The sequence below is a fragment of the Brevibacterium sediminis genome, assembly GCF_013623905.1.
Classification (GTDB): Bacteria; Actinomycetota; Actinomycetes; order Actinomycetales; family Brevibacteriaceae; genus Brevibacterium; species Brevibacterium sediminis.
Genome location: NZ_JABKDD010000007.1, coordinates 105318 through 123984, shown reverse-complemented (window position 1 = coordinate 123984; position 18667 = coordinate 105318). Strand labels below are relative to the sequence as shown.

Here is an 18667-nt window from a genome sequence, read left to right as displayed (position 1 = left end):
CGCCGACGCGGCCACGTGTCGCCGCTGACGAGAAACTGTTCTGCCGAGGATTTCTCACCGCGGGCTGCGGAACATGACCAAGCCGGGGTGCCCGTTGGGTGCTTCGGGCCCGTGGCCGAGTTCGGTGAAGCCGAGTTCCTCGTAGAGCCGTCGTGCCGGGCTGTCGATATCGTCGGTCTGCAGCCAGCAGCCGAAGCGTCCGACCTCCCCGATCCACGCCTCGAGAGTGCGCCGTCCCAGTCCTCGTTCGCGCCGGTTCGGATCACGGGCGAGCAGGTTGAGAGCGAAGGTCGATTCGAGTTCGGTCGAAACCTCGCCGAGGCGGCGCTGCAGTTCGAAGGCCCACGGATATTTCTGTTCTTCCCATTTCCAATGGTGTCCGTAGGCGAATGAGCTCAGCCGGCCGTCGGGCTGGGTCCGGGTCAATGTCATGAGGACCTGCCCGTTGCGGACGGAGACTTCGTAGACGTCGGCGAACACTGCCGCAAACCTCGGGTCCTCGTTCAGCGGCGGCTCGGCGGCAGCGGCCCCATAGACTGCTTCGACCTCGTCGCGGGGCGGGAGGACTCCGGCGATTCCCGGCCCCGAGGGCACGCCCTGCCACAACGGACCCATTCCCATCGGCATCCCCCACACGATTTCGACCGCGGGAACGTCCGCCTGGCCGGAGGGCGCGATGTGGTCAGCGGGCGACGACTGCCCGTTGAGGTCGTTCATGACTATCACCATAGTCCCGTGACGGAGCGGGCAGTTGAACTTTCGGTGACCACTTGTCATCGCCTCGGCAGACTCGGTTCACAGCCTGCCTCTGTGTTCGAGGATTGCGGCGCACAGGAGTTCTTCGGTGGGACTCATCGGGCGTTCGTCGGCATCGAAGATGTCGATTCCGATGGTCGACCCGCCGACTTCGACGGTTGCCGGCTGCGAGGTCCGGCGGACGTACCGCCATGGAATCAACACCGAAAACTCGTGTTCGGCTTCATCTGGTGAAGCACCTTCACGGTCGTTCGGGGGAACGGCACGAGCTCTGTCGTCCGGCGGCGCGGCACGGGTTCCCTCGCCGGGCGGCGCGGCACGTGTTCCCTCGCCGGGCGGCGCGGCACGTGTTCCCTCGCCGGGCGGCGCGGCACGTGTTCCCTCGCCAGGCGGCGCGGCACGAGGTCCGTCACCGGTCGACGCCGTCGCCTCCGCTGCTTGAACGGGCCCTCGTCCCGGTTCGGGGCCATAGTCTCGTCCCGGCTCGGGACCGTGTTGTCGACCGGGAAGTTGCTGCCGTTCCCGATCGTGCTGCTGATCAGGAGGATCCTGTTGGCCGGGGCCATGCCTCGCACCGAGTCCCCCGTCCTGACCGGAGGCGCATCCGGGATCGGAACCGCTGAGTGGTTTGGTGCGGGTTTTGTAGTGGTGACCGGTCGGTGTGACGACCTCGAGGGAGTCGGCAGTTGCCTTGTGGCGCCACCCGCTGAGCTCTTTGAGATAGTTGCAGGCGGCGCACAGTCCAGAGGCGTTGTCCCACTCGGTTTCGCCGCCGCCGGCAGCCGCGTCGGCATGATCGGCGTGCTGGATGGGGGCCTCGCACCACGGCGAGCGGCAGAGGTCGTCGCGGAAGACGACCATGCGTCGAAGCAGCCCGGAGAATTCCCTGCGGCGCGAGTCCATCCTCACGAGCTGCCCGTCTTCGGGCCGAGTGTAGAGCCTGCGGATGAAGGTGGCGGCCTCGTTCTCGGCAACGACGGCCCTGGCGGCTTGTGCCGGGATCGGGCCGACTCCGGGGAACCATGCCGATTCTTCCCCGGGCCCGAACAGACTGCTGTCCTGCATGATGAGGTGGACTTCAGTGGGCACTGCCGCAGCAGCAGCCTGCCCGGTCAGTCGCTCGACCAAGAGATCCGCAGCGATCTGATTCTGACCTCGACCGTCGGCTCTGCCGGTGGCGATGGCAGTCTGCGCCGACTTCTTGAGGTTGGCGAATGCGGCGACAGCCTGCGGCATCGGCAGCAGAGCGGTCAGATACGCCATATTTCCCGGTGCCGGACGCACACTGACCGAGCGCTCCTCGATACAGCGCTCGAGGTGGTCGACTGCAGCCTTCTGATCGAGTCTCTGTGCGAGAGCCCTCACTTCGTTGCCCAGTCGCCTGACACCCACCTCGGCTAGGCGTCCGGCCATCCGCTCGTCGAGCTCGTGCTTCTTCTCCCGGGGAAGCCAGTCGGATTCCTTTGCGACCGTGCGGGCCTTCTCCTCCGAGATGTCGCCACCTTTCATCGCCCTGTAGACATTGGGCAGATCCAAGAGCAGGGTCCGAGAGAATTTGAGCAGCGCGTTGCCACGGTGCCGGGAGACCTTCCTGGCCAAGCCGATCTCCGCACCGACTCCGAGACCCTGCTTCTTGCTCGGTATCCCGTCTTCGGCTTCCCGATTCCTGCGGTGCATATCGAACGTCAGGGTTTCGCGGGCCTGCGCGGCGGCACAGGCGGAGGTCAGCTCCTCGAGAGCCGTGATGCGATCGATCGCTTCTTCCTCGGTCGCGGCAGCAGGCATTTCGGCCAGGCTCTCACACCACCGAGCGATCTCGGTGGGTACGTCTGGAACCTGCTTTGCCTCCATGTCCAGAACACTATCGTTCGCCACTGACACGAGATTTCGCGCGACCATCTGTGCAGGTCACCGCCTCATGGAACCAATTCCGATGCCAAGCGTCCCGAAGTGGAATTGCCCCGTCGCTTTCGCGACTGCCTCAGCTCAGTTCTTCGCCGGTCGTCTCTCGGGCCAGGAAGCCCATGAGCAGCACGGCGACGACCACAAGCGCGCCGGTGAGGACGAACGTCAGCGTCAGTCCGAGCACGGGCCACATGAACGCACCAAAGACGATCGGGGCGAATCCTGTCGCCAGTCGAGACGCTGCCGACGCCCATCCGAATCCGGATCCGCGCAGGCGGGTGGGATAGAGCTCGGAGACGTAGGTGTAGAGCGTCGGGATGGCGATCTGGATGACGAAGCCGAACCCGATGATCGCAGCCTTCGCGGTCCAGGTGAGGTCGGCGCCGGAGGCTTCGATGAACACTGCCGATCCGACGAGGAGGATCGCGGCCACGATCGACGAGACCCCGAGCACCCATTTGCGACCGAATCGCTCGACGATGAGCGCGGAGACGATCACACCGAGGATGCCCACCGCTGTCATCGACCCGGTGACGAGGAATGCCGCCTGATCGGCCAGCCCCTGCTTCTTGAGGATCCCCGGCAGCCATGTCAGCGCCGCATAGTAGACAAGAAGGACGGAGACGAACAGCGACCAGGCGACGAGAGTCGTTCTCGCGGAATGCTGCCACAGCTGCACCAGCTGACCACTGGCCGCACGCAGCTGCCCACCTACCTTGGGCTCTGCACTCGAGGTCGGCGTCGCAGCAGCCCCTCCGACCGGCTCGTGTGTCCACTCACGCACGTCGGCGCCGGTGCGCTCGACCAGTCGCTTGATGATCGCATCGGCCTCTGCGTAGCGGCCGACCGAGGCGAGATAGAGAGGTGATTCCGGAATCCCGAAACGCACCGCCACCGTCAACAGAGCCGGCACGATCATGACGAGCATGATCAGGCGCCAGTCCCCGAAGCCGAGGAGGTAAGCCGACACGAACGCACAGAGCGAGGCGCCGATCGGCCACCAGCCGTCCATAGCCGTGAGCACGCGTCCGCGGTGACGGCTGGGAGTGAACTCCCCGACGAGGGCGTAGTCGACGGGGATACATCCGCCGAGCCCGAATCCCGCAAAGAAGCGGAAGAGGATGAACCACCCATATGCGGGCGCGAAGGCTCCGGCGACGGTGAAGATCGAGAACACAAGGAGCGTGAGAGTGAAGGCCTTCTTCCGACCGATGACGTCGGCGATGCCGCCCCAGATGAAGGCACCAAGTGCCATGCCGATGAGGTTGGCAGTCGCGATCCAGGCGGCCTGGCCGACGGTGAGACTCCAATAGTCGCTGAGCAGCGGAATGAGGAATCCGTTGAGGGCGACGTCCCATGCGTCGAACATGAAACCGAGCCCGCCGATGATGAAGATGGCACCTTGGGTGCGCCACTTCCATGGCAGGTGAGCGATGACTTCGGAGGCTGTCGGTACCGACGCCGAGGTGGTCGTGTGCACGAAGACACAGTACCCCATTTAACGCACAGCTGAGTAAAATAACTGCCGACCGGTCACCCGTAATCAACGGCTCCGCAACAGCAGACGGACTGACACAAAGGGCCGGACTCCGCGATCATCGCGACGCCCGGCCCTCCAGAGCCCCGCCCCTCAGGCCAGCCGCACGAGCCAGTTGTTCTTGTCCTCGACGCGTCCGTACTGGATGCCGAGCAGCGTCTTGCGCAGCTCCATGGTCTTCTCACCGGCCTCTTCACCATGGTCGATGGTGAAGTCTTCGCTGACGAGCTTACTGATCGGCGTGATGACCGCGGCGGTGCCGCAGGCGAACGCCTCGACGATCTCGCCGCTGGCCGCGCCCTCGCGCCACTCCTCGATGGAGATCTGACGCTCTTCGGCCTCGAGTCCGAGCTGAGGTGCCAGTTCGAGCAGAGAACGGCGGGTGACGCCGTCGAGGATCGAATCGCTCAGCGCCGGGGTGAGCAGCTTGCCGCCCCTCGTCACGAGCATGAGGTTCATGCCGCCGAGCTCGTCGATGTACTTGTTCTCCACCGAGTCGGTGAACAGCACCTGCTGGCAGCCCTTGGCGGCCGCCTCGTTGGTCGCCACCAGCGACGATGCATAGTTGCCGCCGCACTTGGCGAATCCGGTGCCGCCCGCGCCGGCGCGCTTGAGCTTCGGCGAGAGCCAGATCGACACCGGCTTGATGCCGCCGGAGAAGTAAGGTCCGGCCGGTGAGGCGATGACGTAGTAGTCGACCTCGTGGCTCGCCCGCACGCCGAGGAACCGCTCCGTGGCGATCATGAACGGGCGCAGGTAGAGACTCGACTCGTCGGCGTCCGACTCCGGCGTCGGAACCCACGCCTGATCGAGGCTGACCAGGTGCTTGAGCGAGTCGATGAAGTCCTCTTCGGGCAGCTGCGGCAGCGCGAGACGCTCGGCAGACTTGTTGATGCGCGCGGCATTGCGCTCGGGTCGGAACGTCCATACCGATCCGTCGGCATGACGGTAGGCCTTGAGCCCCTCGAAGATCTCCTGGGCATAGTGGAGGACGGCGGCTGCCGGGTCGAGCAGCAGCGGACCATACGGCCGGACCTCGTGTCCCTGCCAACCGTCATCGATCGTATAGCGGATGTGCGCCATGTGGTCGGTGAAGTACTGGCCGAAGCCGGGATCCTTCTTGATGTTCTCGCGCACCAGCTCGGGTTGCGGCTGGAGGTTCTTAAGAACGGTGAAATCTGTCATGAAAACTCTTTTCTCACTTGTGATGAGTGACACTTTCAGGGTAGTCCATCACCCCGGCGCTCGTCGCACCGGGGTGATGCCGTCAAACCTGAAATCGGGTGTCGCTCGGTTGGGTTCATCCTCGCAGAGGTGACCCCGTGGTCACCCACTCACCCCTTCGCCGAGGCGGTCGATCCGGTCAGCCGAGGCGTGCCGCGATCGCGTCGCCCACCTCGGCGGTGGACCGCTTCGTTCCGTCGCGCTCGGCGAGGTCGGCCTCCACGGCCGTCTCGATCGCCTTGGCCACTGTCTCGAGCCCCAGATGGGAGGCCATGAGCGCCCCCGAGAGGATCGAGGCGGTCGGGTCGGCGATCTGCTGCCCGGCGATGTCCGGAGCGGACCCGTGGATCGGTTCGAACAGGCTCGGCGCCGTTCCTTCGACGTTGAGGTTCCCCGAGGCTGCCAGACCGATACCGCCGGTGACCGCGGCTGCGAGGTCGGTGAGGATGTCACCGAAGAGGTTGTCGGTGACGATGACGTCGTAGCGCTCGGGATTCGTGACCATGTAGATCGTGCACGCATCGGTGTGCTCATAGTTGACGGCCACCTCGGGGAATTCCTGCCCGACTTTCTCGACCACGCGACGCCACAGGTGACCGGCGTGGACCATGACATTGTGCTTGTGCACGTAGGTGAGCTTCTTGTTCCGCGCCTGAGCGCGGGCGAAGGCATCGCGGACGGCGCGCTCGACGCCGTACCAGGTGTTGACCGAGACCTCGGTCGCGACTTCCTGTGGCGTGTCCGTGCGCACGGAACCGCCGGATCCGGTGTACGAGCCCTCGGTGCCCTCGCGGACGACGACGAAGTCGATCTTCCCGGGCTCGGCCAGCGGGCTGGTGACTCCGGCGAACAGCTTCGAGGGACGCAGGTTCACCGCATGCCCCAGCCCGAAGCGCATCTTGAGGATGACTCCGCGCTCGAGCACGCCGGAGGGCACGGACGGATCTCCGCAGGCGCCGAAGAAGATGGCATCATGTTCACGCAGCGATTCGAGCTCTTCGTCGGTGAGCGTCTCACCGGTCTCGTGATAGCGCTGAGCACCGACCTTGTAATCGGTGAGCTCGAGCTCGACGGGCTCGCCGGACACCTCGATGGCGCGCTTGAGGACTTTGAGGCCTTCGGGGACGACCTCGTTGCCGATTCCATCTCCGGGCATGACTGCGATTGAGAACTTCATGCTCACAGAATAGGACTCAATCTCACGATACAACTACAGCGTCTTACAATGTGAACCGTCGTCTGCGCCGTCGCAGAGGGGCGGAGATGCAGCGACGTCGGCGCAACAGTGGCGCGAACACTTCGGACGACGACCGCCGCACCCGCCGCTGCCCCGCGCTCCGTGTGCCGACATGAACAAATTCACGTCTCAATCACTGTTCTCGGCTACACATCCGACGCCGCAGGGACGAAAATGGAGACAGCACCCCAAACCCCGTGGGGGCCGCACGCAACCAGCCCCGAGAGAAAGTCGATCATTGACCGAAATCATCCGCAACGCCCGCGCCGCAGCTCTGCCCGCCAAACTCTCCCGGTCCTGGCTGCTCGTCAATGCTGCGAGGGAGGAGCTGTTCACTCCTGCGCAGACCTCGGAAGCGGATTCCGTCATCTTCGACCTCGAGGCTTCTGTCGCCGATGACAAGAAGATCGAAGCCCGCGACAATGTCGTGCGCGCCCTCGACTCGGGAATGTCCGCCTGGGTGCGGATCAACAAGGTGGAATCCGAGTTCTGGGCCGACGACCTCGCCGCCGTCGCCATGCTTCCGGGCCTGCGCGGAGTCATGCTGCCCGAGACCGAACGCCCCGAGCAGGTGTCCTACACCGCGATGCGCGCGAAGGCCGGCCTGCCCGTGCTCGCCCTCTTGGAATCGGCCCGCGGAGTGGAGAACGCCACCCGCATCGCCGAGGCGCCCGGCACCTTCCGTCTGGCCTTCGGCACCAATGACTTCCGCAAGGACACCGGCTTCTCCGGCGATCCGATGGCTCTGGCCTATGCCCGCTCACGCCTGACGATCGCCTCTCGCATGGGCGGCCTTCCCGGACCCATCGACGGCCCTTCGGCCGCCGATGCCGATGATGAGAAGGTCTGGGCCGATGCCGAAGTCACACACATGATGGGCATGACCGGAAAGCTCGTCCTCACCGTCGACCAGGTCAACACCCTCAACGAGGCCATGAGCCCGAGCGAAGACGAACGCGATTGGGCCCGCCAGATGCTCGAAGCCGCCGAAGGCGGATCCGAGATCACCGACGGCTCCTACCTGCCGCGCCTGGCCCGCGCCAAGAAGATCGCGTCCATGGCCGACGCCTACGGTCTCTGGAACGCTTGAGCCGACAGCCGCCTTGGCTGCTGCGGGCAACACTGCCCGCCGTCCTGCTCGTCATCGCCTTCGGACTGTGGCTGCATCTCGAGCGCATCGGGCCCACCCCGGTCGATCAGTCCTGGTTGGAGTTCGTCGGCCTCGATAGAGGCTCGGTGCCATATTGGATCGCCGTCGTCCTCGCCGAGGTCGGCGGCGGCACGGGTGTGGTCATCTGCACCGCGTTGCTCACAGGCGTCTTCGTGTTGCGCAGACGCCTGCGCTCGGCGCTCTTCCTCGTCACCACGATGCTCGCCGGCATCGCCGCCTCGGAGATCCTCAAGGCCATCGTCACCCGGCTGCGCCCCGGCGACCAGCTCTACGAATCCTTGGGGTTCTCCTATCCCTCGGGGCATTCGATGGGCGCGGCCGCACTGGCCATGAGTCTGGCCATCATCGCCTGCCGCCGTCATCAGCTGCGCGGATCGACAGCCCAGGAAGCACAAGCACAAGCACCGAGGATGGGCTTCCATTGGTCGTTCATCCTCGCCGGGATCTGGATCCTCGGCATGATGTGGTCTCGGACAGCGCTCCAGGTCCATTGGCTCACCGACACGATCGCCGGCGCCTTCATCGGCATCGCCGTCGCCGTTCTCGTCGACGAATTCTGGACCCTGACAGCGCAGAAGACCCGTTCACCCCGCTTCGCTCTGTGGCTTGCGGGGTGAACGGGTCTTCTGCTGAGGGGCTCAGTCCTCCTGGAGCGAGACGCCGGTGAAGGCCGAGGCGTTCACGGCACCAGCCACGGCCTTGACGACCTCGTCCGAGACGACCGAATCCACGGCGAGCACGGACAGCGCCTCGTTGCTCGTCGATGCAGGCGAGACCTGCATTCCCGCGATGTTGACGTTGTTCGCACCGAGTGCCAGACCTAGCTGACCGATGATTCCCGGACGGTCCTCGTAGCGGAAGATCAGCAGGTTGTCGGTCAGTTCGATCTCGAGCGAGTAGCCGTCGACCTCGGTGAGCTTCTGCACGAGCTTCGGACCGGTGACCGTGCCGGACACGGAGATGCGCTGCCCGGTGCTCGTCGTCGCGGTCAGTCGGGTGATGTTGCGGAACGATTCGCAGTACGGATCGGTGACGAGCTCGACGCCGATTCCACGCTCTTCGGCCAGCAGCGGAGCGTTGACATAGGAGACCTGATCGGACACGACGTCCTTGAACAGGCCCTTGAGCGCGGAGAGCTTGAGGACGGAGACGTCCTTGTCGGCGATCTCGCCGTTGACCTCGACCTTGAAGTGCGTGACCGAGGAGTCGGCCAAAGCGTTGACGACCCGGCCCAGACGCTCGGCCAGGGGAATGCCCGGGCGCACATCCTCGTGGATGGCGCCTCCTGCGACGTTGACCGCGTCGGGGACGAGTTCCCCGGCCAGGGCCTTGCGCACGGACTTCGCCACGGCGACGCCGGCCTTCTCCTGGGCCTCATGAGTCGAGGCGCCCAGATGCGGGGTGACGTTGACGGCATCGAGATCCATGAGTGCCGAGTGCTCCGGCGGTTCGACGTTCCAGACGTCGATTCCGGCACCGCCGACCTCGCCGTTGGCCACAGCCTCGGCCAGGGCTGCCTCGTCGATGATGCCGCCGCGGGCGACGTTGATGAACCGGGCTCCGGGCTTGGCGGCTTTGAGCTCCTCGGTGCTGATCATGCCGACCGTCTCCGGCGTCTTCGGCATGTGCACGGTGACGAAGTCGGACACGGCAAGCAGACCGGGCAGGTCGAGGACCTCGACGCCCATCTGAGCCGCGCGGGCCTGGGTGATGTAGGGGTCGTAGCCGACGAGTCGCATGCCGAAGGCCTTCGCGCGTTCGGCGACGAGTCCGCCGATGCGGCCGAGGCCGACGATGCCCAGGGTCTTCTCGTAGAGTTCGACGCCGGTGTACTTCTTCCGGTTCCACTCCCCCGCCTTCAGCGAGGTGTTTCCGGCACCGAAGTAGCGAGCCGAGCCGAGGATGTGGGCCATCGTCAGCTCGGCTGCGGAGATGATGTTCGACGTGGGTGCGTTGACGACCATGACACCCGCCGAGGTGGCCGCGGGGACATCGACATTGTCGAGTCCGACGCCGGCGCGGGCGATGACCTTGAGTTTCTTCGCAGCGTTGATGGCTTCGGCGTCGACCTGCGTGGCAGACCGGACGAGGATCGCATCGGCGTCGGCGATGGCGGGCAGGAGCTGGGATCGGTCGGCGCCCTCGGTGTGACGGATCTCGAAGTCTCCTCCGAGAGCTTCGATGGTGGCCGGTGACAGTTCTTCGGCGATGAGCACGACGGGCTTGGGCACTGATTTCCTCCTGTTGCGTCCGGGACGCGTCCACCTTATGAGACTTTCAGGATTCCTTCACAAGGTCTCAGATTCTGGGAAGAATCGCTCAACAGACCGTTCGGGTTGCTCAGAATCCGTGGCGTGCTCAGAATCCGTTCGGAGAATACGGTGCCCGACCGAGGCTGAACATTGCGCTGGCGAGTACGGCGGATCCCGGCGTCTGCTCATCGATGCGTCCGGCCCGGGCGAGGATGACGGGATCGGCGCCGCCGAGGTACAGGGACCCGAGCTCGGCGATGCCGAGCCCCAGGTCTGCCGGCGTCGAATCGGAGGCAGGGGTCACCTCGGCGCTCTCACCGTCAGAGGTGATCGTGAAGCGTCCCCCTGCGAGGTCGAGGGAATCGTCGATGTCGATCGTCAGCGTTCCGGGCACATACCAGGGCCGGGCTTCGAGTGCGGCCTTGACGTCGAGGATGCGGATCCAGATGTTGTCCTCGCTCGCGACGGTCTTCACACGCCTGGAATCGGTGAGCAGCCACGGCAGCGGGGAGTATTCGGCGGACTCGCCGAAGGTCACGCGGGTCGACAGGTCGATGGCGGCGAGGAACGACCACAGGGAGGCGTAGGCCGCATCGGTGACGGCCACGAAGTCGATGATGTCGACGGTCGGCGGGGTCTTCGACCAGCCGGCGAACTTGTAGGACACATAGCCGTCGGGCTCGCCCTGTTCGTCGAAGTGCAGGGCCGCGCGGACACCGCGGTCCTCTTCGCCCGTCTCAGTGTTGAGGGCGCCGGTGGCGCGTTCGATGTAGGTCTGCTGGCGCTCCATCGCTCCGGGCGAGGTCCGCATGAAACGGTCGTAGATCTTCGGAGCGAGTTCGCGCAGCTCGCTGGGCAGGCACATCTCGACACGGCGATCGGGTTCGCGGACCATTTTGAAGCCGGGAGAGGTGTCGACCTCGATCGAACGCAGCCAGGTGGCCACACCGAAGCCGAAGCGCGAGTAGATTCCGCCTTCGGTCGCGGTCAGTGCGGCGAACGGGTAGCCGGCCGCCTTCGCCTCGGCGAGGTCCGTGGTCATCAGCGACCGCAGCAGACCGCGCCGCCGGTGGGTCGGTCGCACCGTGATCCAGGTGATGAGGTGACCCGGGACCAGCCGACCGCCGCCGACGTTGACGAGTTTTTCGAACCAAGCGAAGGTCGCGACCGGGATCGACGAATCCAATCCGTGGCCGAACTCCTGGTCGGCGTAGACGGCGGTGAGCTTGCGCCCATCGGCGATCGCCCGCTTCACCCTGCCCACCAGGGCCGCATCCGTCGAACGCGGGTCGTGGAAGCCCACACTCGTCGAGGCGAAGTACGCCTTGGTGCGCTCGTCCGGCTCGCCGGTGGCTTCGTCGATGGTGGGCTCGAAGTCTTCGAATCTGTAATTCGTCACACATCCACAGTAGTCCAGATCACCCTCCATGCCCACGAATGATTGCGCTCAGGCTAGGCAGAGGGCTCACAGATCCCAGACGGACCGGCCGATCGCCGCCCACGGGAGCCGACCGTCCACAGACCGAGAAAGCATCCAGACTTTGCCCAGGAGGAATTCAGGAGTAATAATTGTTGAGCAGTTCAGGCAACCAAGCCGAACCCGGCCACCTCCGGGTCGCACCCGCCCTTCTCCGAGCACACCCGCTCGGCTCAAGAACGGCGACGCCGTCTAAGAAAGCAGAACATGGCTCAAGCACCACCCCCACGCGGTCAGCGCATCACCGTCTGGACGCGCCTGAGGCGGTCCCGTCCCGCCATGATCGGCCTCGCGCTCGTCGTCTTCTTCGTCGCCCTCGCTGCGCTCGCTCCCGCATTCTCTGCGATCACCGGCAACAGCCCGTATGCCTACAACCCGGATGCACTCGGCCCGGACACAGCCCCGACCGGACCATTGGGCGGGGTAAGTGCTCAACACTGGTTCGGCGTCGAACCCCGCACGGGCCGAGATCTCTTCGCCATCGTCAGCTATGGGGCGCAGGTGTCACTGCTCATCGGTCTTGCCTCCACCGCGGTGTCCATCATGGTCGGCGTCGCCGTCGGTCTCATCGCCGGCTTCTACGGTGGAGTCGCTGACCGTCTGCTCTCCAGGCTGACCGACATCATCTTCGGCTTCCCGTTCCTCATCTTCGCCATCGCATTGTCCGCAACGGTCCCGGCCAGCGTCCCCCGACCGCTGCTGCTCATCCTCGTCATCGGGTTCTTCGGCTGGCCGTCGATCGCCCGCGTCGTCCGCAGCGAGACCCTGTCCTTGCGGGAGCGCGGATTCGTCCGCGCCGCCGCGGCGCAGGGCATCGGCAGCGGCCGCATCATCATCCGCGAGATCATTCCGAACATCCTCGCCACCATCATCGTCTTCACGACAGTGTCGATTCCGGGCAAGATCGGCGCCGAGGCGGCGCTGTCCTTCCTCGGCGTCGGCGTCAACCCGCCCACTCCGTCATGGGGCCGGTCGATCTCCGATGCCATCAGCTGGGTCCAAGTCGACCCGATGTATCTCATCTTCCCCGGAATGGCTCTGTTCCTCGTCACGCTCGGATTCAACATGTTCGGCGACGGGCTCCGCGATGCCCTCGACCCGTCCGAGGCTGAGGCCTCGACAACCACCAGCACCGAGGCGGCCCCCGCGGCTGCTCCCGTCTCGACTGATCCGCTGAGCGCGGGAGGGCAGGCATGAACCGCACGAAATTCATCCTCATGCGCCTCCTCGGCGCGGCCCTCGTACTGCTCATCATCGCCGCTGCGTGCTTCGCGATCTTCTACCTCATGCCTGCGAACCCAGCACAGTATTCGTGCGGCAAACCCTGCTCCCCGGAACGTCTGGCCGAGGTCGAGCGCTATCTCGGCGTCGATCAGGCCTGGTGGAAGCAGCTCTTCGACTTCCTCGGCGGCATCGTCGGCGGGCGCACCTATGGTGAGGGCGCGGCCGCAATCCACTGCAACGCACCCTGCTTCGGGTATTCGTTCCGTCTGCGCGATTCGGTCACCGATCTCGTCATCGACCGCCTGCCGATCACGTTCTCGCTCACCCTCGGAGCTGCAGTCCTGTGGGGCATCGGCGGAATAGCCGCCGGTCTCATCGCCGCTCTCAAACGCGGAACTGCCGCCGACAGCACGGTCATGGGCGCCGCCATCACCGGCATCTCCGCACCGACCTATCTGCTCGGGCTGCTCGGCATCCTCCTCTTCGGCTTCACCCTCAACGTGCTGCCGATCGGCGGCTACGTGCCGTTCACCGAGAACCCCGGAATGTGGGCCTTCCACCTCATCCTGCCGTGGATCGTGCTCGCCATCGCCAATGGCGCCATCTATGCCCGGCTCACTCGCGGACAGATGCTCGAAGTGCTCAGCCAGGACTTCATCCGCACTGCCAGGGCCAAGGGACTGTCCGAAACGACGGTGATCGGCAAACACGGCCTGCGCAACCTCGTGGTGCCTCTGACGACCCTCTTCGCCATCGATATCGGCGGACTCCTCGGCGGCGCCGTGATCACGGAGAAGGTCTTCGGGCTCGGCGGAGTCGGGACTCTGCTGCTCGAAGCGGTGTCGAACCTCGACATCCAGGTCATCGTCGGTGTGACTCTCTTCGCAGCCGCCGTCGTCATCATCGCCAACCTGCTGGCCGATTTCAGCTATTCGCTGCTCGACCCGCGAATCAAGGCCGTCCGATGAACGGTGACCGGCCGATGAGCACCGCACACGAACACATGCGCACGGGGCCGCCTCGGCGGCGATGTCGATACCAGCTCTCCTCCTCATTCGTCTCTTGACCGACTTCGCGACGCAGTCAGCGCCGCACATCTGAAAGGCACACCATGAAACGCGCAGCACTCATCGCCGCCACCCTGTCCTTGGGTCTCGTCCTCAGCGGCTGCAATGCCAACCCTGAACTGAACAAGGACGGCGGGGAGTCCAACACCCTCGGCGAAACGCACAAGGGAGGGACGCTCAACATCTTCTCCGACGCCCCGGACATGGACTTCGATCCGGGCAAGAGCCAGGGCCTGGCGATCACGTCCCTGTCGTTCGTCCACCGCCGCCTGACCACCTGGGACATCCAGCCAGGCAAACAGGCGAAGGTCGTCCCGGATCTCGCCACTGACACCGGTACAGCCAGCGACGACGGCAAGACCTGGACCTTCACGCTGAGGGACGGGCTGAAGTACGAAGACGGCTCGGAGATCACCTCGGCCGATATCAAGTACGGCATCGAACGCTCCTTCTCCACCGAACTCTCCGGAGGGCTCAGCTATCACAAGACGCTGCTTGAGGGCGGCGATGACTATGCGGGCCCGTTCAAGGGCAAGGAGCTCAAGTCCATCGAGACTCCTGATGAGAAGACGATCGTCTTCCACCTCGATTCCTCATTCGGCGACTTCCCGTGGATCGCGTCGATGCCGGCCTTCTCCCCCGTGCCCGAATCGAAGGACGATCCGGGCAAATACGGCCTCGATCCCATCGCATCGGGTCCGTACAAGGTCGAGTCGAACAAGTCCGGTGCCGAGGCGGTGCTGACCCGCAATGACAATTGGGATGAGAAGACCGATCCGGTGCGTACCGCCGGCCCCGACGAAGTCGTCTTCAAACTCGGTCAGGATGCTTCGGTGACTGCGCAGGCGCTCATCTCCGATTCCGGGGATGCGAAGAACGGCTTCTCGGCAAGCTTCGTGCCCGCTGCTCAGCTCGCCCAGGTGCAGAACGATCCGAATGCGAAGTCGCGTCTGGTCACCTCAGGCCCCGGAGCTTTGTCATACCTGGCGATGAACAACGATTCGAAGGGACTCGACAACGTCAAGGTTCGTCAGGCGATCAACTATGCGGTGAACAAGGACACGTTCCGCATCGCCGCCGGAGGCGAGATCTCGGGCGACTTCGCCTCGACCCTCATCACCCCAGGCATCCCCGGACGCGTCGACTACGACCTGTACGAGGCGAAGCCGGAAGGCTCTGTGGAGAAGGCGAAGTCCCTGCTCGAGGAATCCGGAGCGAAGCTCGGTGACCTCAAGCTGCTCGTCGCCAATGACGCCACCTCCGTGTCCGAAGCAGAAGCTGTCCAGGAAGCGCTGGCACGCGCCGATATCAAGGTCACCATCAAATCCGTCGACTCGAACACCTTCTCCGCCGACGCAACGGATGCCAAGGGCGACTACGATCTCGCCCTGAGCTCTTGGCAGCCGGACTTCCCATCGGCAAACGGCAATATCGCTCCGCTCTTCGACTCCTCACAGATCGGCAACGGCAACTACAACATTTCGCACTTCTCCGATGAGAAGGTCGATGCCCTCATCAAGAAGGCCACCGAGACCGTCGACCCGACCGCAGCTCAGAAGGTCTGGGCCGAGGCCGACAAGGCGATCATGGAGCAGGCGCCGATCGTACCGCTGACCTATAACAAGAACTCCTACCTGCACGGGTCGAACGTGGAGAACTTCGTCATCGGCGACTTCCCCGCCTACCCGGTCTACTTCAAGGCATCGCTGAAGGGCTGATCCATGGTTGCCGATTCTGCGCCGTCGCCTGAGACCGTTCCGACTGACCGCGCTGCACTGTCCTATCGTGACCACAGCGTGTCGTTCGGGCCCAAGGTCATCACCCGTGAGGTGTCTTTCGACCTCGTTCCCGGCCGGATCCTCGCCCTCGTCGGCGAGTCCGGTTCGGGCAAGTCCGTGACCGCACTGGCTGCACTCGGCTTGGCAGGAAGCGCGGAGCAGACGGGGTCCGTGCTTCTGAGCTCTGCGGGCCTAACCGGTACAGCTGCAGACAGCCGTGAACTCGTCGGGCTCGACCCCACTGGGCTGCGCGGAGTGCGTGGGGCGGAAATCGGCGTCGTCTTCCAAGAGCCGATGAGCGCGTTCAATCCGATGTTCCGCCTCGGTCATCAGATCGCCGAGGCGGTTCGTGCTCACCGTCACCGCGCGGGCTCTTCGCCGGGTGGAGCAGAACCCGCTGGAGGTGCGGAGGCGACGGCCGGTGCCGCATCTGCTGCCGAAACATCGGTGAGAGACCGGGTACGAGCCCAGTTGGTCAAGGTCGGCCTCGACGACCCGGACCGGATCATGCGAGCCTATCCGCATCAGCTCTCGGGTGGTCAGCTGCAGCGAGCGATGATCGCCTTGGCGACGGTCAATGCCCCGCGTGTGCTCATCGCCGACGAACCGACGACGGCTCTCGATGTCACGGTCCAGACGGGCATCCTCGACCTTCTCCGCTCCCAAGCGACTGAGGAAGGGCAGGCCGTCCTCCTCATCACCCACGATATGGGTGTCGTCGCCGATATCGCCGACGAAGTGGCCGTGATGAAGAACGGTCGCATCGTCGAACAGGGCAAGGTCGACGAACTGTTCTCGGACCCGCAGGAAGAATATACGCGCCAGCTGCTGGCTGCGGTCCCCCGCCTCGGTGACTTCGGATCTGGAAGGTCGAAACCGGAGACCGGTTCATCCAGCGCTCCGGATGCATCGACAGCACCAGATGGATCAACTGCTCCGGCAATCGCCGCCGAGCTCAGATCTGCCACAGTCGTGCACAGGAGCTCGGCGGGCCCGGTCACCGCGATCGAGGGCATCGACCTGCAGATTCCTGCCGGTTCGATCACCGGACTCGTGGGCGAATCCGGTTCCGGGAAGTCGACGATCGCCACTGTCCTCACCGGCGGGCAGAAGCTCAGCAGCGGTCAGGTCTTCGTCGACGGTCAGGCCGTGTCCACCCGCCCGAACCGGGCTCAGCGACGTCGCCGCGCCGATATCGGTGTGGTCTTTCAGGACCCACGCGGCGCACTCAATCCGCGGCGGACCATCGGTTCTCAGATCGGCGAGCCCCTGCGGGTCCATCGTCGCCTCGATTCTCACACGATCGACGCACGCGTGGCTGCGCTCCTCGACGATGTGCAGCTGCCCGGTGACTTCGCCGAGCGCTATCCGCACGAGCTCTCCGGTGGTCAGCGTCAGCGTGTGGCCATTGCGCGGGCACTCGCTCTGGATCCGAAGCTGCTCATCGCCGATGAGCCGACGTCCGCGCTCGACGTTTCGGTCCAACGCGGGGTGCTGCGTCTGCTGGCCGAACTCCACGAGGTCCACGATTTCGCCTGTCTGTTCATCAGTCATGACCTTGCAGTCATCGAGCAGCTCGCCTCCACCGTCGTCGTGCTCAGGCATGGAGCGATCGTCGAACAGGGCACGAGCGCTCAAGTGCTCACTGCGCCCCAGCAGGCGTATACGAAGGAGCTCATCGAATCCGCTCCCCTGCCGGATCCGCAGATCCAAGCCGCCAGACGCGCTGCCCGGCTGGCCGCCTGACCGGGCGAGCCGGCTGCCAGAGCGACAGCACCGGCCGTCTGACCAGCCGAGATCTGTGAATGTGAAGGAGCCCTGGACACCGAATGGTGTCCAGGGCTCCTTCTCTCAGCTCTCCCAGCTGGGGCGGTCACAGCATCGCAGCGTTGGGGCCGCCTCGGCGAGGTTGAGACTCAGCCGATGATTCCGACTCAGCGAGCGGCAGTGCCCTCGGTGTAGTCGTCGTCGGAGTCCTTGAGCCATGCGAACATCTTGCGCAGCTCGCGACCGGTGGATTCGATCGGGTGCTGCTCTTCCTTGGCACGCAGCTCCTTGAACTCCGGTGCGCCGTTCTTCTGGTCGTTCATGAAGCGCTCGGCGAACTTTCCGTTCTGGATGTCGTCGAGGACGCCCTTCATGTTCTCCTTCACCTCGGGGGTGATGACCCGCGGGCCGGAGACGTAGTCGCCGTACTCAGCGGTGTCGGAGCAGGACCAACGCTGCTTGGCGATGCCGCCCTCGACCATGAGGTCGACGATGAGCTTGAGCTCGTGGAGGACCTCGAAGTACGCGATCTCGGGCTGGTATCCGGCCTCGGTCAGGGTCTCGAAGCCGTACTGGACGAGGTGCGAGACACCGCCGCAGAGCACGGTCTGCTCACCGAACAGGTCGGTCTCGGTCTCCTCGGTGAAGGTGGTCTTGATGCCGCCGGCGCGCAGGCCGCCGATGCCCTTGGCGTAGGACAGCACGGTGTCCCAGGCCTTTCCGGAGGCGTCGACCTCGACGGCGACGAGCACGGGCACACCGCGGCCGTCGACGAACTCACGACGAACCACGTGGCCGGGACCCTTCGGTGCGACCATGATGACGTCGACGCCCTCGGGAGCCTTGATGTAGTCGTAGCGGATGTTGAAGCCGTGGATGAACACGAGGGTCTTGCCGGGAGCCAGCTGATCCTTGATCTCATTGTTGAAGATCTCGGCCTGAACCTGGTCGGGTGCGGCGATGGTGATGACATCGGCCCATGCGGCCACCTCGGCGGGGGTGCCGACCTCGAGGCCCTCTGCCGTGGCCTTGTCGCGGCTGGCCGAGCCTTCCTTGAGGCCGATGCGGACTTCGGCGCCGGAGTCGCGCAGGCTCAGCGAGTGGGCGTGGCCCTGGCTGCCGTAGCCGATGACGGCGACCTTCTTGCCCTGGATGATCGACAGGTCTGCATTGTCGTCGTAATAGCGTTCTGCTGCCATAGTTCTAGCTCCTTCGGGTTACGGGGTGATGTCCCCATTGTTTCACAGTTCGGTACTGCTGTTCACGTATTGA

At 64.8% G+C, this 18667-nt stretch carries 14 protein-coding genes; 6 read left to right on the top strand and 8 right to left on the bottom strand.

Annotated features, from left to right (window positions below; genetic code table 11):
• Nucleotides 1-54: 54 nt before the first annotated feature.
• From HK108_RS11700 to HK108_RS11680, 5 genes are all read right to left on the bottom strand, one after another.
• Nucleotides 55-717: a GNAT family N-acetyltransferase gene (locus HK108_RS11700; protein ID WP_181271652.1), complete on the bottom strand. Its 663-nt coding sequence runs from the start codon at nucleotides 715-717 to the stop codon at nucleotides 55-57.
• A 78-nt stretch (nucleotides 718-795) separates the two neighbouring features.
• Nucleotides 796-2607: a DUF222 domain-containing protein gene (locus tag HK108_RS11695; RefSeq protein WP_181271651.1), complete on the bottom strand. Its 1812-nt coding sequence runs from the start codon at nucleotides 2605-2607 to the stop codon at nucleotides 796-798.
• A 130-nt stretch (nucleotides 2608-2737) separates the two neighbouring features.
• On the bottom strand, nucleotides 2738-4159 hold the full coding sequence (locus HK108_RS11690) for an MFS transporter (RefSeq protein ID WP_181271650.1): 1422 nt from the start codon (nucleotides 4157-4159) through the stop codon (nucleotides 2738-2740).
• A gap of 132 nt (nucleotides 4160-4291) precedes the next feature.
• Nucleotides 4292-5383 carry a branched-chain amino acid aminotransferase gene (locus HK108_RS11685; RefSeq protein WP_181271649.1) on the bottom strand — a complete coding sequence of 364 codons (1092 nt, stop codon included), beginning with the start codon at nucleotides 5381-5383 and terminating at the stop codon, nucleotides 4292-4294.
• 178 nt (nucleotides 5384-5561) lie between these two features.
• Entirely contained in the window at nucleotides 5562-6599 is a 1038-nt protein-coding gene (locus HK108_RS11680) for a 3-isopropylmalate dehydrogenase (protein ID WP_139468860.1), read from the bottom strand.
• Nucleotides 6600-6897: 298 nt separating this feature from the next.
• Between HK108_RS11680 and HK108_RS11675 the strand changes: the two genes are divergently transcribed.
• Both HK108_RS11675 and HK108_RS11670 read left to right on the top strand, forming a co-directional pair.
• The gene (locus HK108_RS11675) at nucleotides 6898-7749 is read left to right on the top strand and encodes an HpcH/HpaI aldolase/citrate lyase family protein (protein ID WP_181271648.1); all 852 of its coding nucleotides are present in this window, start codon (nucleotides 6898-6900) and stop codon (nucleotides 7747-7749) included.
• Nucleotides 7746-8447: a phosphatase PAP2 family protein gene (locus HK108_RS11670; protein ID WP_181271647.1), complete on the top strand. Its 702-nt coding sequence runs from the start codon at nucleotides 7746-7748 to the stop codon at nucleotides 8445-8447. The genes HK108_RS11675 and HK108_RS11670 overlap by 4 nt, the downstream gene beginning before the upstream one ends.
• A gap of 21 nt (nucleotides 8448-8468) precedes the next feature.
• On the opposite strand, the gene serA is transcribed toward HK108_RS11670, so the two are convergent.
• Nucleotides 8469-10061: a phosphoglycerate dehydrogenase gene (gene serA / locus HK108_RS11665; protein ID WP_172171209.1), complete on the bottom strand. Its 1593-nt coding sequence runs from the start codon at nucleotides 10059-10061 to the stop codon at nucleotides 8469-8471.
• Nucleotides 10062-10188: 127 nt separating this feature from the next.
• Nucleotides 10189-11481 (bottom strand): GNAT family N-acetyltransferase, encoded by a 1293-nt coding sequence (locus tag HK108_RS11660; RefSeq protein WP_139468864.1) that lies wholly within the window; start codon nucleotides 11479-11481, stop codon nucleotides 10189-10191.
• 285 nt (nucleotides 11482-11766) lie between these two features.
• Between HK108_RS11660 and HK108_RS11655 the strand changes: the two genes are divergently transcribed.
• From HK108_RS11655 to HK108_RS11640, 4 genes are all read left to right on the top strand, one after another.
• Nucleotides 11767-12756 carry an ABC transporter permease gene (locus HK108_RS11655; protein ID WP_181271646.1) on the top strand — a complete coding sequence of 330 codons (990 nt, stop codon included), beginning with the start codon at nucleotides 11767-11769 and terminating at the stop codon, nucleotides 12754-12756.
• Nucleotides 12753-13751: an ABC transporter permease gene (locus HK108_RS11650; protein ID WP_181271645.1), complete on the top strand. Its 999-nt coding sequence runs from the start codon at nucleotides 12753-12755 to the stop codon at nucleotides 13749-13751. Before HK108_RS11655 ends, HK108_RS11650 begins: the two co-directional genes overlap by 4 nt.
• A 143-nt stretch (nucleotides 13752-13894) precedes the next feature.
• On the top strand, nucleotides 13895-15568 hold the full coding sequence (locus tag HK108_RS11645; protein ID WP_181271644.1) for an ABC transporter substrate-binding protein: 1674 nt from the start codon (nucleotides 13895-13897) through the stop codon (nucleotides 15566-15568).
• A gap of 3 nt (nucleotides 15569-15571) precedes the next feature.
• Nucleotides 15572-17374 carry an ATP-binding cassette domain-containing protein gene (locus tag HK108_RS11640; RefSeq protein ID WP_139468868.1) on the top strand — a complete coding sequence of 601 codons (1803 nt, stop codon included), beginning with the start codon at nucleotides 15572-15574 and terminating at the stop codon, nucleotides 17372-17374.
• A 188-nt stretch (nucleotides 17375-17562) separates the two neighbouring features.
• Here the strand turns inward: HK108_RS11640 and ilvC are convergent, their stop codons facing one another.
• Nucleotides 17563-18594, bottom strand: a complete 1032-nt coding sequence (ilvC, locus tag HK108_RS11635) for a ketol-acid reductoisomerase (protein ID WP_101544534.1) — start codon at nucleotides 18592-18594, stop codon at nucleotides 17563-17565.
• Nucleotides 18595-18667: the final 73 nt, after the last annotated feature.

What these genes read in the sequence shown, in the direction of transcription:
- HK108_RS11640 (WP_139468868.1), top strand. Translation starts at nt 15,572, where the DNA reads ATGGTTGCCGATTCTGCGCCGTCGCCTGAGACCGTTCCGACTGACCGC.
- HK108_RS11700 (WP_181271652.1), bottom strand. Translation starts at nt 717, where the DNA reads ATGAACGACCTCAACGGGCAGTCGTCGCCCGCTGACCACATCGCGCCC.
- HK108_RS11645 (WP_181271644.1), top strand. Translation starts at nt 13,895, where the DNA reads ATGAAACGCGCAGCACTCATCGCCGCCACCCTGTCCTTGGGTCTCGTC.
- HK108_RS11655 (WP_181271646.1), top strand. Translation starts at nt 11,767, where the DNA reads ATGGCTCAAGCACCACCCCCACGCGGTCAGCGCATCACCGTCTGGACG.
- HK108_RS11680 (WP_139468860.1), bottom strand. Translation starts at nt 6,599, where the DNA reads ATGAAGTTCTCAATCGCAGTCATGCCCGGAGATGGAATCGGCAACGAG.
- HK108_RS11685 (WP_181271649.1), bottom strand. Translation starts at nt 5,383, where the DNA reads ATGACAGATTTCACCGTTCTTAAGAACCTCCAGCCGCAACCCGAGCTG.
- ilvC (WP_101544534.1), bottom strand. Translation starts at nt 18,594, where the DNA reads ATGGCAGCAGAACGCTATTACGACGACAATGCAGACCTGTCGATCATC.
- HK108_RS11695 (WP_181271651.1), bottom strand. Translation starts at nt 2,607, where the DNA reads ATGGAGGCAAAGCAGGTTCCAGACGTACCCACCGAGATCGCTCGGTGG.
- HK108_RS11690 (WP_181271650.1), bottom strand. Translation starts at nt 4,159, where the DNA reads ATGGGGTACTGTGTCTTCGTGCACACGACCACCTCGGCGTCGGTACCG.
- HK108_RS11650 (WP_181271645.1), top strand. Translation starts at nt 12,753, where the DNA reads ATGAACCGCACGAAATTCATCCTCATGCGCCTCCTCGGCGCGGCCCTC.